This window comes from Streptomyces sp. W1SF4 (assembly GCF_003950035.1).
In the GTDB taxonomy this organism is placed as follows: domain Bacteria; phylum Actinomycetota; class Actinomycetes; order Streptomycetales; family Streptomycetaceae; genus Streptomyces; species Streptomyces racemochromogenes.
In genome coordinates this window covers 569,318-584,585 of record NZ_CP034350.1, presented here as the reverse complement: position 1 = coordinate 584,585, position 15,268 = coordinate 569,318, and the positions used below count along the sequence as shown (strand labels likewise).

The following is a 15,268-nucleotide window of genomic DNA, read 5'->3' as shown; positions in this document are numbered from 1 at the left end:
CCGCGGCATCGCGAGATTCTCCGTATGACATGGATTCAGTCGCCGCAGGGGACGCCGGCCGCGCACGAGAACCCGCCTCCACTGCCCTCCGACCCACCCCCGTCGGCCGGGACGGCCCCGGGCGGGCCCTCGTTCGGGCGCCTGGTGGGGGTGGACCTGGCCCGGGCACTGGCGGTGTTCGGCATGTACATCGTCCACATCGGCCCGACGCTGTCGGCGACGTCCGGCGTCGGCACCTGGGTCCGGTACCTGGCCGACGGTCACTCGTCGGTGCTGTTCGCCACCCTCGCCGGCTTCTCGCTGATGCTGATCGCCGGCCGCCGTGAGCCGAAGACCGGCATGGCGGGCCGGCAGGCGAAGGCGCGGATCGCGATCCGCGCCCTGGTCCTGCTGGCGTTGGGCACCGTACTGGCGATGGAGTACGGGGGCGTGATCATCCTCGGCTTCTACGGCGTCTACTTCCTCCTCGCCCTGCCCCTGCTGCGGCTGCCGGCCAGGACCCTCGCGATCGTCGCGGCCGGGCTCGCGCTCGTCACACCGCAGCTGGCGTTCGTCCTGAACTCGCTGCTGAGCGAGTCCGTCCGGCAGGGCATCGACGCCTACGACCCGCTCAAGGCGCTCAGCGAGGTGGGCGTGCTCGATCTGCTGCTCACCGGCTTCTACCCGGCGATCACGTGGACGTCGTTCGTGGTCGCCGGGATGGCACTCGCCCGCCTCGACCTGTCGGCCGTCCCCGTCCAGCGGCGCCTGGCCGCGCTCGGTGCCGGCCTGGCCGCCGGCGCGTACGGGCTGTCCCTGCTGCTGGCGGGCAAGGACGCGCTGCGGAGCAGCGCTGAGGACGGGAAGCCGTCCGCCGGGTCCGGGGCGGCGTCCTCCTTCGGCAGCGGATCGCCCGAGCCCCACGGGGCCGCCCCGGACCTGCTGTCCGCCGGGCCGCACACCGGCACGACGTTCGACATCGTCGGCAGCGTGGGCGTCGCGATCCTGGTCATCGTGGGTGCGACGGTGCTGATGGACCGCCTGCCCCGTCTGCGGCGCCTGGCGAAGCCGGTCATCGCCGTGGGGACCATGTCCCTGACGGCCTACGTCGGCCACTTCCTCGTGCAGTCCCTGCTCGGCGTGTCGGCGGGCGAGAGCACCCGGCAGTCGTGGGTGCCGGTGCTCTGCTTCATCCTCGGGGCGATCGTCTTCGCGGCGCTCTGGTCCCGCTTCTTCCGCCGCGGCCCCCTCGAGGCGCTGCTCAACGCCGCCACCAAGCCGGCCGCGTACGTCCGGTGACGCGTTCCCGGGGTGGGTGGCCTTCACGACCCGCCCCGGGGACGGCTGCCGGAATCCGGCTGTAGGCACTGGCGGCCCGCCGTATCGCGTCACCGACCGGACTGCCGGCCTCAGCAGCCGAAGTCAGATCACCCGGCTGCATCCGGTCCACCGCGGGGAGCCGCAGCCGCAGCAGTCGGCCGATGAGACTGCGGCGAGCGGCCAGGACCACCGACTCCGCCGTCCGCTCCGGCACGTAGGCGCCGCACGCCTCGGCGACGGTGCTCAGCAGCACCGGCACGGTCAGGGCCACCAGGACGGTGGCGATCGTCGGGTACACCCCCGCCAAGTGGCCGGCAGCCCCTTTCGCGTACGGGGACGGCCCGGGAGACGTGTCGGCTCGGGCGCCGTCAGGGACGGGCCGGGCCGGTTCCCGCGAGCACCTCGGGCCGCAGCAGGGCGGCGAGCCGCTCGGCCGGCAGCAGGCCGCGCTCCAGGACGAGTTCGGCCACCCCCCGGCCGCTGGCGAGGGCCTCCTTGGCGATGTCGGTGGCGGCGGTGTACCCGATGTGCGGGTTCAGGGCGGTCACCAGGCCGATGGAGTTCTCGACGGTGGCGCGCAGCATCTCGGTGTTGGCGGTGATGCCGCTCACGCAGCGTTCCGCGAGGGTGAGGCAGGCCGCGCGCAGGTGGGTGACGGACTTCGACAGCGAGTGCAGGATGACCGGCTCGAAGGCGTTGAGCTGGAGCTGTCCGGCTTCGGCGGCCATCGTGATGGTGATGTCGTTGCCGATGACCTCGAAGGCGACCTGGTTGACGACCTCGGGGATCACCGGGTTGACCTTGCCGGGCATGATGCTCGACCCCGCCTGGACCGGCGGCAGGTTGATCTCGCCGAGCCCGGCGCGGGGCCCGGAGGACAGCAGGCGCAGGTCGTTGCAGGTCTTGGACAGCTTGACGGCGATGCGCTTGAGAACGCCGGACATCTGGACGAAGGCGCCGCAGTCCTGGGTGGCCTCGACCAGGTCGGGAGCGGTGACCAGGGGCAGGCCCGTGATGTCGGCGAGGTGGCGGCGGGCGGCCTCGGCGTATCCGGCCGGGGCGTTGAGACCGGTGCCGATGGCGGTGGCGCCGAGGTTGATCTCGTGGATGAGTCCGAGGGCCTCCGCGAGCCGGCTGCGGTCCTCGTCCAGCATGACGGCGAAGGCGGAGAACTCCTGTCCGAGCGTCATCGGCACGGCGTCCTGGAGCTGGGTGCGGCCCATCTTCAGCACGTCGTGGAACTCGGCGGCCTTGGCGGCGAACGCGTCCTGCAGGACGGCCATGGCGTCGAGCAGGCCGCGCACCGCGAAGACCGTCGCGATGCGTACGGCGGTGGGGTAGACGTCGTTCGTGGACTGGCCGAGGTTGACGTCCTCGTTGGGGTGCAGGTGCCCGTACGCGCCCCTGGCGTGGCCCAGCAGCTCCAGCGCCCGGTTGGCGATGACCTCGTTCGCGTTCATGTTGGTCGAGGTGCCCGCGCCGCCCTGGATGACGTCGACGACGAACTGGTCGTGGAGCTTGCCGCCGCGGATCTCCTGGCAGGCGGTGACGATGACCGCCGCCTTCGTGGGCTCCAGCAGGCCGAGTTCACCGTTGGCGAGGGCCGCGGCCTCCTTGACGGCGGCGAGGGCGTCGATCAGGTGCGGGTAGGCGGAGATCGGCGTGCCGGTGATGGGGAAGTTCTCGGTGGCGCGCAGGGTGTGGACGCCCCAGTAGGCGTCGGCGGGGACGTCGCGGTCTCCGAGCAGGTCGTGCTCACTGCGGCTGGAGGCGGTCATGGGTGTGCTGGTCCTCTTCCTGAGGTGGGCGGATCAAGGTGGGGAAAGGGGAGGGCGGGAGTCAGGAGGTGGGGGCCGCGGTCGCGGTCGCGGTGGCGGTGGCGCCCGGCGGGTCCAGGCTCGCCACCGGGCGGACGCCCCCGACGGTCCGGCCGCCGCCGGTCACCGGCTCGCCCGTGAACCCGGCGAGCAGCCGGGGCTCGACTCCCGCTTGGGCGAGAGCGGCGGCCGTCACGGCGGTACGCGCGCGGTCGGCCCCGTCGGCGATCTTCACGGCGACGGCCGGGCCGCCCGGCAGCGCGGCGACCTGGACGCCCTCGAAGCCGTCCTTGGCCAGCAGCCCGGGCACCGCGCGCATCAGCGCGGCGGTGTCCCGCCCGGTACCGGAGGCCATCTCCGGGTGGAGGCGCAGTGCCTTCGCCACGCGGTGCTCGGCGGTGTCCGGGGCGGCCGTGGCGATACGGGCGGCGGCGCGGGCCAGGCCGTGCAGGGACACCGCGAACAGCGGGGATCCGCAGCCGTCGACGGTGACGTGCGCGATGCGCTGGCCGGTGAGTTCCTCGACGGCCTCGGCGATCATCCGCTGGAGCGGATGGTCCGCGTCGAGGTAGGTCTCCAGGGGCCAGCCGGACAGCCGGCACAGGTACAGCATCGCGGCGTGCTTGCCGGAGCAGTTCTGGGCGAGCCGGGACGGCCCGCGGCCCTCGCGGATCCAGGTGTCCCGGACGGCCGGCGCGTAGGGCAGGTCGGGGACGTTGCGCAGGTCGGCCTCGGTGAGACCGGCCAGCTCCAGGATCAGCCGGGTGCCCGCGAGGTGGTGCTCCTCGCCGGAGTGGCTGCCCATCGCGAGGGAGAGCAGGCCGCCGTCGAGCGGCAGTCCGGCCCGCACCATCGCGACGGCCTGGAGCGGCTTGAGCGCCGAACGCGGATAGCAGGCGGCCTCGATGTCTCCGAGGCCCATGCGGACCTCGCCCTCGCCGTCGAGGACGACGACGGAACCGTAGTGGACTCCCTCGATCACACCGCCCCGCATGACGTGGGCGACGGGGGCGTGCCGGGGCTCGCGGATCGCGGGGGCGTCCGCGAGGGAACTGCTGCGCATCACTGCCTCGTTCTGTGGTGGGTCGCTGCTGACCGGGGGGCGGCGACCGCCGCCCCCCGGCGCAGGAGGACGGGTGGCGTCCGGCTCAGTCGCCGCTGCCGGCGGCGGTGCGCGCCACGCGGCCGCGGACGGCGTACCAGCCGGCGACCAGCGCCGCGGCGATCAGCGGTACGCACAGCACGGTGGTGCGTGCGGCCCCTCCGTCGGCGTACATGAGGACCAGGACGGAGGCGAGGAAGGCCAGCGTCACCAGCTCGGTCCACGGGGAGCCGGGCAGGCGGTAGGAGGGGCGGGTGAGCTCGCCGCTGCGGGTCTTCCGCCAGAAGAGGAGGTGGCAGAGCATGATCATGCCCCAGGTGGCGAGGATGCCGATCGCGGCGAGGTTGAGGACGATCTCGAACGCGTCGGCGGGGACCACGAAGTTGAGCCCCACGCCCAGGACGCACATGCCGCTGGTGAGGAGGATGCCGCCGTAGGGGACCTGGGAGCGGCTGAGCCGGGCGGTGAAGCGCGGGGCGGAGCCGTTGACGGCCATCGAGCGCAGGATGCGGCCGGTGGAGTAGAGGCCGGAGTTGAGCGAGGACATCGCCGCGGTGAGGACGACCAGGTTCATCACGTCGCCGGCGGCGGGGACGCCGATGTGGGAGAGCACGGTCACGAACGGGCTCTGGCCGGCGCTGTAGCTGCTCCAGGGCATCAGCATCGACAGCAGGATGACCGAGCCGACGTAGAAGAGGCCCACGCGCCACATGATCGAGTTGATCGCCTTGGGCATGATCGCCTCGGGGTTCTCCGTCTCACCGGCCGTGACGCCGACCAGCTCGACGGAGGCGTAGGCGAAGACGACGCCCTGGACGATCAGCAGCATGGGGAGCAGGCCGTTGGGGAAGATCCCGCCGTTGTCGGTGATCAGGGAGGGGCCGGGCACGGTCCCGTCGACGGGGTGCCGGGTCACCAGGAGGAAGATCCCGATCCCCATGAAGACGACCAGGGCACTGACCTTGACGATGGCGAACCAGAACTCCAGTTCGCCGAAGATCCGCACCGAGATCAGGTTCACGGTGAGGACCACGGCCAGGGCTATGAGGGCGATCACCCACTGGGGGACATCGGAGAACAGGTGCCAGTAGTGGGTGTAGGTGGCGACGGCGGTGATGTCGGCGATGCCGGTGGTCGCCCAGTTCAGGAAGTACATCCAGCCCGCGGTGTAGGCGCCCTTCTCCCCGAGGAACTCACGGGCGTAGGAGACGAAGGCCCCGGAGGACGGCCGGTACAGGACGAGTTCGCCGAGCGCCCGCACGACGAGGAACGCGAAGATCCCGCAGACGGCGTAGGCGACGAACAGGGAGGGGCCGGCGTCGGCGAGGCGTCCGCCCGCCCCGAGGAAGAGCCCGGTGCCGATCGCACCCCCGATGGCGATCATGTTGACGTGCCGGGGTTTCAAGGACTTGCTGTAGCCGGTGTCGCCGGCGTCGACGTGACGGGTCGTGGGGCGCTTCTCGTCTTTGAGGAACTGCTCGCTCACGCCTCGGGTCTGCCTTCCGTAGGGGCGGTTGTGCGCTGGGGGCGCACGATGTCGGTGAGGGTCGTCTCGACCCGGAGCAGGTGGTGGGACATGGCTTCCACCGCGTCGTGCTCGCTGCCGTCGGCCAGCGCCTCGAGGATCGCCCGGTGCTCGCAGTTGGACTGCTCGCGCCGGCCGCCCAGTTCGTTGAGGAAGGTCGACTGACGCGCCAGTGCGTCGCGGATCTCCTCGATGACACGGCGGAAGACGGGGTTGCGGGAGGCCTCGGCCACCGCCAGGTGGAAGACGGTGTCCATCGCCACCCACGCGGTGGTGTCGGTCTCGTGTTCCATCCGGTCCAGCAGGTGGCCCAGATGGTCCAGGTCCTCGGGGGTGCGGCGCAGCGCGGCGTACCCGGCGACCGGGATCTCGACGTGCCGGCGCACCTCCAGCAGGTCGCTGGCGGCGTAGTCGCCGAAGGTGGGGTCCTCGACCGTGTTGGCCACCACGAAGGTGCCCTTGCCGCTCTTGGAGACGGTCAGCCCCATGGCCTGCAGGGCCCGCAGGGCCTCCCGCAGCACGGGCCGGCTGACTTCGAGGGTGCGGCACAACTCGGCTTCGGAGGGGAGCTTGTCGCCCACGACGTACTCCCCGCGCTCGATGGCGCTGCGCAGGTGGCCGAAGACCGCTTCCATGGCGCTGACGCGCCGCGGGAGGGGGCCACCTGTCTGGCTGTCTGACAGGTTCACGGTGTGATCCTGCGGCGTGTGCCCCGGGGTGTCAAGACACCTGTGTCGGGAAAATCCGGCCCGGCGCGCTTCGCACCGTGCGCGCGTTCCGTCCAGCCGTCCGGGCCGGACCGGTGCCTTCGGCGGAGCCCGCGGCGGCCACCAGGGCCCGCATGACCGGCGCGTCGGCACCCATCTCCGGGTGCCACTGGACGCCCACGGCGAAGCGGTGCCGGGTGCTCTCGATCGCCTCGACGGTGCCGTCCGCCGCACGGGCGGCGACGATCCACCCCGCGCCGAGGCGGTCCACCGCCTGATGGTGGTGCGTGGCCACCTGGTGCGTCCCCGGCAACAGGGCGCCGACCCGTGTCCCGGGCACCGTGGTCACAGGGTGGGCGCAGAAGTGGCCCCGGTAGGGGTTGTGGCCGTCGTGGCCCACGCTGTCGGGCAGGTGCTGGATCAGGGTGCCGCCCTCGTGTACGTTCATCAGCTGCATCCCCCGGCACACCCCGAGCACGGGTATGCCGCGGGCGAGGCCGGCGGCCAGTACGGCCCGCTCCCACCCGTCGCGCTCGCGCACCGGCGGCCCGGTACGCGGATGGGGCACGGCCCCGTACAGTGCGGGATCCAGATCCTCGCCCCCCGCCAGGACGATCGCGTCCAGCCGCTCGACCAGGTCGGCCGCTGCCTCCGGCGCGTCCGGCGGCAGCAGTACGGCGCGGCCGCCGGACGCCCGGACGCAGTCCGCGTAGGCCGCGGGCAGCACTGCGGCGGGGAGGTCCCACTCACCCCACTGCGCGTGGGCGAGGTAGGTGGTGATTCCGATGAGCGGTGGCTGGGGCATACCACTTCCTTTCGGGGCATGAGGGGTGACCGTCGGCAGCCGGAGCCGAACCGGACGCCCCCGCCGCGGCAGGCTGCGGCGGAGGGCGCGGGGGTACCGGCGGAGGTCACCGGGACGGCGGGGGAGGTGTGTTCGCGGGCCAAGGGCGCAGGCTTGCGTTTTTCTTGCCGCTGGCAAGAATCCTCCTGGCGTTCATCTCCAATCACAAGAAAACACATCTTCGCGACAGATAAGTGAGCCTTAACTCCGTGCACGCACTCGACCCCCGCCTGCTCGCCACCCTCGAAGCCGTCGTACGGCACGGCTCCTTCAGCGCCGCCGCCCGCGAACTCGGCTACAGTCCGCCCGCCGTCTCCCAGCAGATCGCCGAACTCGAACGCCGCGCCGGCCTGCGGGTGCTCGAGCGCCGCCCCGTGCGCGCCACACCGGCCGGCGAGGTCCTCCTCGGCGCGGAGCAGGGCGTCCGCAGCGCACTGGTGGCGGCCTCGGCCGAGCTCGGCGCCATGCGCGCCGGTACGGCCGGACGGATCCGGCTCGGAGCCTTCGCCTCCGCCGCCACCGGCATCGTTCCGCAGGCGCTGGCCCGGCTCCACGCGGCCTACCCCCACGTGCAGGTCAGCCTCAGCCAGCTGGAACCCGAGGCCGGCTACAACCGGCTCAAGCGGGGGGACATGGATCTGGCCCTGAGCTACGACTACGACTTCATCCCCGTCCCGCCGCCCCGGATGCTGCGCCGGACGCTGGTCGCCCGGGACCCGGTGGTGGCCGTCGTCCCGGCACACCACCACCTGGCCGGCCGTGAGGTCATCGACCTGGCCAGCCTCGCCTCCGAGACGTGGATCGCGGCCCCCGAGGCCGCGCTGCGCCTGGAACTGCTCTCGCAGATGGCCAACACGCCCGGCTTCCAGGCGCGCCTGCAATACGAGGGGGACGACTTCAACACCGTGCTCGGGTTCGTGGCCGCGGGCTTGTGCGTGGCCGTCATGCCGCGGCTCGCCCTGCCGCGCACCCACGCCCAGGTCGTGGCGCGCCCCCTGGCCGAGCCGCGGCTGACGCGCTTCATCTACGCCGTCCGCATCGACACCCGGCACACCCCGCGCGCCGTCCTGGACCTGGAGGAGATGCTCGCCGCGCAGGCGCTGGCCGCGCTCTCGCAAGGGGGCACGGCATCCCCGGGCCGGGCGGATGAACGGATCGCGGAGGCTACGTGAAAAGTGGCCAACTTGGCGGCCGCCGCACGCGCGTAGAACCCACCGGCACACCGGACTTCCCCTCGTGTCCGACTACCGGACGCGATGGCTGAAATTTAAACTATGGTGTGACGGGCACACTACGTTTGCCGCGGTTGACGTTCCACCGAGAGGAAACCCCTCATGACCGCAGCCGATTTCGCGCCACTCACGGCGCACGTCCTCACCGGGTACCGCCCCGAGGACGGATTCATGGCCGCAGAGCTGGACCCGCCCCCGGCCGAGTACGTATGGCACGACGAGAACGCCGAAGAGCAGGACCGGCGTTATGGTCCGGGAGTCGGCTACCAGCAGTGGCTGGCGGTGAACGCCCGCGACGGTTCCGTCTGGTTCGGCGACACCGACTGGCGGGCCCCGCAGGAGTCCGCCGGCAGCCGCCTCCCCGGCACCCCCCGCAAGGCACTCGGCGACGGGACCGTCCCCGACCCCGGGATCATGGTGCAGCTGCTCGGCCACCTGAGCCACGACGAACAACGGGGCTGCGCCTGGCGGTTCTTCGACGTCGAGGAGCTGCACGCGCTCGCGGAGCGCGTCCTGCCCGCCGTGCAGCGACTCGTGGACTCGATCCACCGGCTCGGGCCCGCAGGCGAGCTGGAGTGGTCGGCCGAGGCGGCCACCGCATGGGACGACATCGAGCAGGCCGCGACCCCCGCGTTCGACCCCTCCGGTGAACTCCACTGGCCGCGACCGCGCATGACTCCGGTAGCGGCCTGGCGCATCGAGGTCGGCGCCTTCCTGGACGCCAACCCCGAGCTGTGCGACCCCTCCTGGGCCGTGGCCTCCGACGCCGAACTCGACGCGTTCGCCGACTACCACCCCGCCACCGGCTACGGGGGAGTACCGGGCAGGACCTGCCACATCGCCGACCGGCACATCGAGGACGGCTTCACCTTCTACGGCCACCGCGCCGCCCTGTACGCCTACCGTGCGAGGGCGTCCGGCGACCGCACCCCGACGGACGCCCGCACCTGGCTGGAGACCACGGAGGCCGGCAAGAGCACCTGGGAGGCGGCCAAACCCCCCGGCGCCACCCTCGCCGACGTCCCCGACTACGTGCTCACCGACCTGACCGACAGGTTCCAGAACGCCGCGCGCGAACACGGGCTCGTCCTGACCGGACTCGCCACCTACCTCCGGAACCTGCGCGCCGAGGAACGCGCCGGCGTCGACCAGCAGCTCCGCTTCGAAGGCCACGAAGTCGAACGCCTCGAGAACCTGCTCAAGGACTTCCGCGCCGGACGGAACCGCACCGTGGCACGGATCCTGGCCTGGTCCGACGGGCGCAGCGACGCCGAGATAGCCCGCCTGGCCTCCCTGCCCGACGAACACGTCGGCCAGTGGCGGGCCCGTCTGAACGACGAACAGACCCCCACGCCCCCCGGACCGTGAGGCACGCGCGGCCACGACGGCCACGACCAGGGCGTCAGGCTCCGGCCCTGCGCTTGTTGTAGACGTCGAACCCGACGGCCGCCAGCAGGACCAGGCCCTTGATCACCTGCTGGTAGTCGGTGCCCACGCCGACCAGCGACATCCCGTTGTTCAGCACGCCGAGCACCAGACCGCCGGTGAGCGCACCGAGGACGGTACCCACACCGCCGCTCGCGGAGGCGCCGCCGATGAAGGCGGCTGCGATGGCCTCCAACTCGAAGTTGATGCCGGCCTGCGGCGTCCCGGCGTTGAGCCGCGCGGCGAACACCATCCCGGCGAGGGCCGCGAGGACGCCCATGTTCACGAAGGCCAGGAAGACGACCCGCTTGCTCTTCACCCCGGACAGCCGCGCCGCGGCCTCGTTGCCACCGATGGCGTAGGTGTGGCGGCCGAGGACCGAGTTGCGCATCACGTACCCGAAGACGGCCAGCAGGACGCCGAGCAGCAGCAGGACGATCGGCGCTCCGTGGTAGCTGGCCAGCAGCAGGGTGAAGGCCACGACGGCCGCGGTGACGGCGCCGAGCTTCACCAGGAACAACCCGGCCGGCAGCGGCCGCAGCCCGTACGAGGCGGCCCGCCGCCGCCCGCGCACCTCTTGCAGGATCGCGACGGCCAGCACCGCGAGGCCCAGCAGGAGGGTGAGGTTGTGGTAGTCGGTGTGGGGCCCGACCTCGGGGAGGAAGCCGCTGCTGATGTTCTGGAAACCCTTGGGGAACGGCGCCACCGACTGGCCCTGGAGGAGGATCTGGGTCCCACCGCGGAACAGCAGCATTCCGGCCAGCGTGACGATGAACGAGGGGACCCCGAGGTAGGCGATCCAGAATCCCTGCCAGGCTCCGGCGAGGGCCCCGATCAGCAGCGCGGCCGTCAGCGCCAGGGGCCAGGGAGTCCTGTGCTCGACCATCATCACCGCCGCGGCCGCCCCGACGAACGCGGCGAGCGACCCGACCGAGAGGTCGATGTGCCCGGCGATGATCACGATCATCATGCCGATGGCCAGGATGAGGATGTAGCCGTTCTGCTGGATCAGGTTGGTGATGTTGAGCGGCTGGAGCAGGATGCCGCCCGTCCAGACCTGGAACAGCAGCACGATCAGCGCCAGCGCCAGCAGCATCCCGTACTGGCGCAGGTTGCCGCGCAGCGCTCGGGCCAGTACGGCACCGGCCGAAGGCCGTCGTCCGCTCTCCTGCGTGCCGGGTGTGGCGTCCGGGGTGGTTCGGGTCTGCGCCATGCCTCACACCTGCTTGTCGGGGGATGCCGTGCTCATGGTCATGAGCCGCATGAGGGATTCCTGGGTGGCGTCCGCACGGCTGACCTCACCGGTGATCCGGCCCGCGGCCATGGTGTAGATCCGGTCGCACAGGCCCAGGAGTTCGGGGAGTTCCGAGGAGATGACGAGTACCGCCTTGCCCTGGGCGGCGAGCTCGGCGACGACGGTGTAGATCTCGGCCTTGGCGCCGATGTCGATGCCCCGGGTGGGCTCGTCGAGGATCAGCACCTCCGGCTCGGCGAAGATCCATTTGCTGAGGACGACCTTCTGCTGGTTGCCGCCGCTGAGCTTGCCGGTCTGCGCGAACACCGAGGGGGCCTTGATGTTCATGGACCGCCGGAACGATTCGGCGACCCTCGCCTCCTCGTGCCGGTCGACCCAGCCCCGCCGGGAGACCTTGCCGAGGGCGCTGAGCGAGATGTTGCGGCTGATGTCGGCGTGGAGGTCGAGGCCGAGCTGCTTGCGGTCCTCGGTCACGTAGGCGATGCCGTGTCCGATCGCCTCCGGCACCGTCCGGGTGCGGATCTCGCGGCCGTCCAGCCGCACCCGGCCGCCGGTCCAGCGCCCGTAGGAGCGGCCGAAGACGCTCATGGCCAGTTCGGTGCGGCCGGCGCCCATGAGGCCCGCGATGCCGACGATCTCACCTCGCCGGACGTTCAGCGAGACCCCGTCGACCACCGTGCGCCGGTGGTCGATCGGATGCCGGACGCTCCAGTCCTCGATCTCGAAGGCGACCTCGCCCGTCCGCGGGGTGCGCTCGGGGTAGCGGTGCTCCAGGTCGCGGCCCACCATGCCACGGATGATCCGCTCCTCGGAGATGCCCCCGGGGCCGATGGCGAGGGTCTCGATGGTCCGCCCGTCGCGCAGTACGGTGACGGCGTCGGCGACCCGGGCGATCTCGTTCAGCTTGTGCGAGATGAGGATGCAGGAGATGCCGCGGGACTTGAGTCCGAGGATCAGGTCGAGGAGCTTGCGGCTGTCCTCGTCGTTGAGGGCGGCCGTCGGCTCGTCCAGGATGAGCAGCTTCACCTTCTTGGCGAGCGCCTTGGCGATCTCGACCAACTGCTGTTTGCCCACGCCGAGATCGGCGATCCTGGTGTGCGGACTCTCGTCGAGCCCGACCTGCCGGAGCAGGTCGGCGGTGTGGACCAGGGTCCGGTGCCAGTCGATCACGCCGCGGGTGGCGTGCTCGTTGCCGAGGAAGACGTTCTCGGCGATGGACAGGTAGGGGACCAGGGCGAGCTCCTGGTGGATGATCACGATGCCGCGCTGCTCGCTGGCCCGGATGTCCCGGAACCGGCAGGGGGCGCCTTCGAAGTAGATCTCGCCCTCGTAGGCGCCGTGCGGGTACACCCCGCTGAGCACCTTCATCAGGGTGGACTTGCCGGCGCCGTTCTCACCGCAGACGGCGTGCACCTCGCCGGCGGCGACGGTCAGGCTGACCTCGGAGAGGGCTGTGACACCGGGGAACGTCTTGCTGATCGACCGCATGTCGAGAACGGGTCGGGCCATGGCTGTGCGTCCGTATCGTCGGGGCGGTGCGGTGCCCGCGGGCTTCCCCGGGCGCCGCACCGCCGGTTGCTACTTGAGCTGGTCCGCCGTGTACTGGCCGCTGTCCACCAGGACCTCGAGGTAGTTCTCCTTGTCGACGCTGACCGGCTGGAGCAGCTGCGCCGGGACGGTCTTGACGCCGTTGTGGTACTGGCGGGTGTCGTTGACCTCGGGCTTGCCGCCGGTCAGCAGCGCGTCGCCCATCTGGACCGCGGCCTTGGCCAGTTGGCGGGTGTCCTTGTAGACGGTCTGGGTCTGCTCGCCCGCGATGATCGACTTCACGGAGGCCAGCTCGCCGTCCTGACCCGTGACGACGGGCAGCGGCCTGCCCGGCGTGCCGTAGCCGACGCCCTTGAGCGAGGAGATGATGCCGATCGAGATGCCGTCGTACGGCGAGAGCACGGCGTCGACACGGGCGGCCGTGTACGACTTGCTCAGCAGGTTGTCCATCCGGGACTGGGCCAGACCGCCGTCCCAGCGCAGCGTGGCGATCTGGGCGAGGGAGGTCTGGCCGCTCTGTACGACCAGCTTCTTGTCGTCGATGTACGGCTGGAGGACGCTCATCGCGCCGTCGTGGAAGAACGCGGCGTTGTTGTCGTCCGGAGAGCCGGCGAACAGCTCGATGTTGAAGGGGCCCTTGCCGTCCTTGAGGCCGAGCTTGTCGACGATGTAGCCGCCCTGGAGGACGCCGACCTTGCGGTTGTCGAAGGTCGCGTAGTAGTCGACGTTGCCGGTGCCGCGGATCAGCCGGTCGTAGGAGATGACGGGGACGTGGGCGTCGGCGGCCCGTTGCAGCACGTTGGTGAGCGAGGACCCGTCGATGGCGGCGATCACCAGGAGTCTCGCCCCCTTGGTGATCATGTTCTCCACCTGGGAGACCTGGTTCTCCACCACGTTGTCGCCGTACTGGAGGTCCGTCTTGTAGCCCTTGGCCTGGAACTCCCTGACCATGTTGGCGCCGTCGTTGATCCAGCGCTCCGACGACTTGGTCGGCATCGCGATGCCGATGAGGCCGCCTTTGGCGTCGCGGCCGCCCCCTGTGGCGCCCGCCCCCTCGCCCGCTCCGTTGGCGCTCTGGCCGCAGGCCGCCAGCGCCAGCGTCATGCCCAGGGCGGCGAGGCCCGCTGAAAGCTTCCGCACAGTTCCTCCAGTGATGGTCCGCGACCGGCACAGCACGCCTCGGCAGGGACCACCGGAAACGGCTGAGCGGATCCTGAGTGTTAACGCTCACAAGAGCACCGTCAAGGGTCTTGGAAGCCCTTGACGCGTTGATTGTTAGCGCTAACATCTCGAGTCAGCGGGCGCCGAGGAGGTGTTCGAGCGCTAGCTGGTCCAGCTGTTCGAAGGCCATGCCGCGGCGGGCGGCCGCGTCGGCGTCGAACCCGTCGAAGGCGGACCGGTCGGCCAGGAGCCCGGACAGGCCGTCCTCGGCCGTGGGGACGGCGAGTTCGGGCAGCCGCGAGGCCGTGAGCGCGGCCTGGACCTCCGGATCCGAGCGGAAGGCGCGGGCACGCTGCGCCAGCAGCAGGTAGGTGCGCATGCAGGCGGCCGCCGAGGCCCAGACGCCCTCGCCGTCCTCCGTGCGCGGCGGCTTGAAGTCGAAGTGGCGGGGGCCGTCGTAACCCGCCGACTCCAGCAGGTCGACCAGCCAGAAGGCCTGGCGCAGGTCGCCCGCGCCGAAACGCAGGTCCTGGTCGTACTTGATCCCGCTCTGGCCGTTGAGGTCGATGTGGAACAGCTTGCCGTGCCACAGGGCCTGGGCGATGCCGTGCGGGAAGTTCAGCCCGGCCATCTGCTCGTGGCCCACCTCCGGATTGAGGCCGACCCGCTCGGGCCGCTCCAGCCTGTCGATGAAGGCCAGGGCGTGGCCGATGGTGGGCAGCAGGATGTCCCCGCGCGGTTCGTTGGGCTTGGGCTCGATCGCGAAGCGCAGGTCGTAGCCCTGCTCCTGGACGTACTCGCCCAGCAGGTCGAAGGCCTCCTTCAGCCGGTCCAGGGCCGCGCGCACGTCCTTGGCCGCCCCGGACTCCGCGCCCTCGCGGCCGCCCCAGGCGACGTAGACCGAGGCGCCCAGTTCCACGGCCAGGTCGATGTTGCGGATCGTCTTGCGCAGCGCGTACCGGCGCACGTCGCGGTCGTTGGCGGTGAACGCGCCGTCCTTGAACACCGGGTGGGTGAAGAGGTTCGTCGTGGCCATCGGCACCTTCAGCCCGGCCGTGTCCAAGGCGGTGCGGAAGCGCTTGACCGCCTGCTCGCGGGCGGCCTCGCCGGCGCCGAAGGGGATCAGGTCGTCGTCGTGGAACGTGACCCCGTAGGCACCGAGCCCGGCGAGCCGGTGCACGCTCTCGACCGGGTCGAGGACGGGCCGGGTGGCGTCGCCGAAGGGGTCCCGCCCCTGCCAGCCGACGGTCCACAGGCCGAAGGTGAACCTGTGCGCGGGGGTGGGGACGAGCGGGTCGCTGCTCATGAGGCACTCCGGATCGGGCCGAGGTCTATTTGTAAGGGCGAAAAACA

The 15,268-nt window shown here is 71.2% G+C and carries 12 protein-coding genes and 1 pseudogene; 3 read left to right on the top strand and 10 right to left on the bottom strand.

The window, feature by feature from the left end; all coding sequences use genetic code 11:
- Window positions 1-24 precede the first annotated feature (24 nt).
- Window positions 25-1,278, top strand: coding sequence for a DUF418 domain-containing protein (locus D1J60_RS02920; protein WP_125820010.1), 1,254 nt, complete (start codon window positions 25-27; stop codon window positions 1,276-1,278).
- Window positions 1,279-1,396: 118 nt separating this feature from the next.
- On the opposite strand, the pseudogene D1J60_RS02915 reads toward D1J60_RS02920, so the two are convergent.
- The 6 genes and pseudogenes from D1J60_RS02915 to D1J60_RS02890 form a co-directional block, all read right to left on the bottom strand.
- Window positions 1,397-1,606: pseudogene (locus tag D1J60_RS02915) on the bottom strand (ABC transporter ATP-binding protein); the annotation flags it as partial.
- Between the two features lie 61 nt (window positions 1,607-1,667).
- Window positions 1,668-3,077, bottom strand: coding sequence for an aspartate ammonia-lyase (gene aspA / locus D1J60_RS02910; RefSeq protein ID WP_125601747.1), 1,410 nt, complete (start codon window positions 3,075-3,077; stop codon window positions 1,668-1,670).
- 61 nt (window positions 3,078-3,138) lie between these two features.
- Window positions 3,139-4,179 carry an asparaginase gene (locus D1J60_RS02905; protein ID WP_125820009.1) on the bottom strand — a complete coding sequence of 347 codons (1,041 nt, stop codon included), beginning with the start codon at window positions 4,177-4,179 and terminating at the stop codon, window positions 3,139-3,141.
- A gap of 85 nt (window positions 4,180-4,264) precedes the next feature.
- A complete protein-coding gene (locus D1J60_RS02900) occupies window positions 4,265-5,704 on the bottom strand; it encodes an amino acid permease (protein WP_125820008.1) in 1,440 nt (479 codons plus the stop codon).
- The gene (locus D1J60_RS02895) at window positions 5,701-6,378 is read right to left on the bottom strand and encodes a FadR/GntR family transcriptional regulator (RefSeq protein WP_125596373.1); all 678 of its coding nucleotides are present in this window, start codon (window positions 6,376-6,378) and stop codon (window positions 5,701-5,703) included. Before D1J60_RS02895 ends, D1J60_RS02900 begins: the two co-directional genes overlap by 4 nt.
- Window positions 6,379-6,463: 85 nt before the next feature.
- Window positions 6,464-7,255 (bottom strand): gamma-glutamyl-gamma-aminobutyrate hydrolase family protein, encoded by a 792-nt coding sequence (locus D1J60_RS02890; RefSeq protein WP_125820007.1) that lies wholly within the window; start codon window positions 7,253-7,255, stop codon window positions 6,464-6,466.
- 248 nt (window positions 7,256-7,503) lie between these two features.
- Between D1J60_RS02890 and D1J60_RS02885 the strand changes: the two genes are divergently transcribed.
- Window positions 7,504-8,466, top strand: coding sequence for a LysR family transcriptional regulator (locus D1J60_RS02885; protein ID WP_164720822.1), 963 nt, complete (start codon window positions 7,504-7,506; stop codon window positions 8,464-8,466).
- A gap of 162 nt (window positions 8,467-8,628) precedes the next feature.
- Window positions 8,629-9,894, top strand: a complete 1,266-nt coding sequence (locus D1J60_RS02880) for a hypothetical protein (RefSeq protein ID WP_125820005.1) — start codon at window positions 8,629-8,631, stop codon at window positions 9,892-9,894.
- Window positions 9,895-9,928: 34 nt separating this feature from the next.
- Here the strand turns inward: D1J60_RS02880 and mmsB are convergent, their stop codons facing one another.
- From mmsB to xylA, 4 genes are all read right to left on the bottom strand, one after another.
- Window positions 9,929-11,164, bottom strand: a complete 1,236-nt coding sequence (gene mmsB / locus D1J60_RS02875) for a multiple monosaccharide ABC transporter permease (protein WP_241253113.1) — start codon at window positions 11,162-11,164, stop codon at window positions 9,929-9,931.
- 3 nt (window positions 11,165-11,167) lie between these two features.
- Window positions 11,168-12,715: a multiple monosaccharide ABC transporter ATP-binding protein gene (gene mmsA / locus D1J60_RS02870; protein ID WP_125820004.1), complete on the bottom strand. Its 1,548-nt coding sequence runs from the start codon at window positions 12,713-12,715 to the stop codon at window positions 11,168-11,170.
- 69 nt (window positions 12,716-12,784) lie between these two features.
- Window positions 12,785-13,858 (bottom strand): multiple monosaccharide ABC transporter substrate-binding protein, encoded by a 1,074-nt coding sequence (chvE, locus tag D1J60_RS02865; protein WP_206436619.1) that lies wholly within the window; start codon window positions 13,856-13,858, stop codon window positions 12,785-12,787.
- A gap of 190 nt (window positions 13,859-14,048) precedes the next feature.
- Entirely contained in the window at window positions 14,049-15,221 is a 1,173-nt protein-coding gene (gene xylA, locus D1J60_RS02860; protein WP_125820002.1) for a xylose isomerase, read from the bottom strand.
- Between the last annotated feature and the right edge of the window lie 47 nt (window positions 15,222-15,268).

Coding starts and splice junctions, on each gene's coding strand:
- D1J60_RS02920 (WP_125820010.1), top strand. CDS start 25: ATGACATGGATTCAGTCGCCGCAGGGGACGCCGGCCGCGCACGAGAAC.
- aspA (WP_125601747.1), bottom strand. CDS start 3,077: ATGACCGCCTCCAGCCGCAGTGAGCACGACCTGCTCGGAGACCGCGAC.
- D1J60_RS02905 (WP_125820009.1), bottom strand. CDS start 4,179: ATGCGCAGCAGTTCCCTCGCGGACGCCCCCGCGATCCGCGAGCCCCGG.
- D1J60_RS02895 (WP_125596373.1), bottom strand. CDS start 6,378: ATGGAAGCGGTCTTCGGCCACCTGCGCAGCGCCATCGAGCGCGGGGAG.
- D1J60_RS02890 (WP_125820007.1), bottom strand. CDS start 7,255: ATGCCCCAGCCACCGCTCATCGGAATCACCACCTACCTCGCCCACGCG.
- D1J60_RS02880 (WP_125820005.1), top strand. CDS start 8,629: ATGACCGCAGCCGATTTCGCGCCACTCACGGCGCACGTCCTCACCGGG.
- mmsB (WP_241253113.1), bottom strand. CDS start 11,164: ATGGCGCAGACCCGAACCACCCCGGACGCCACACCCGGCACGCAGGAG.
- mmsA (WP_125820004.1), bottom strand. CDS start 12,715: ATGGCCCGACCCGTTCTCGACATGCGGTCGATCAGCAAGACGTTCCCC.
- chvE (WP_206436619.1), bottom strand. CDS start 13,858: ATGACGCTGGCGCTGGCGGCCTGCGGCCAGAGCGCCAACGGAGCGGGC.
- xylA (WP_125820002.1), bottom strand. CDS start 15,221: ATGAGCAGCGACCCGCTCGTCCCCACCCCCGCGCACAGGTTCACCTTC.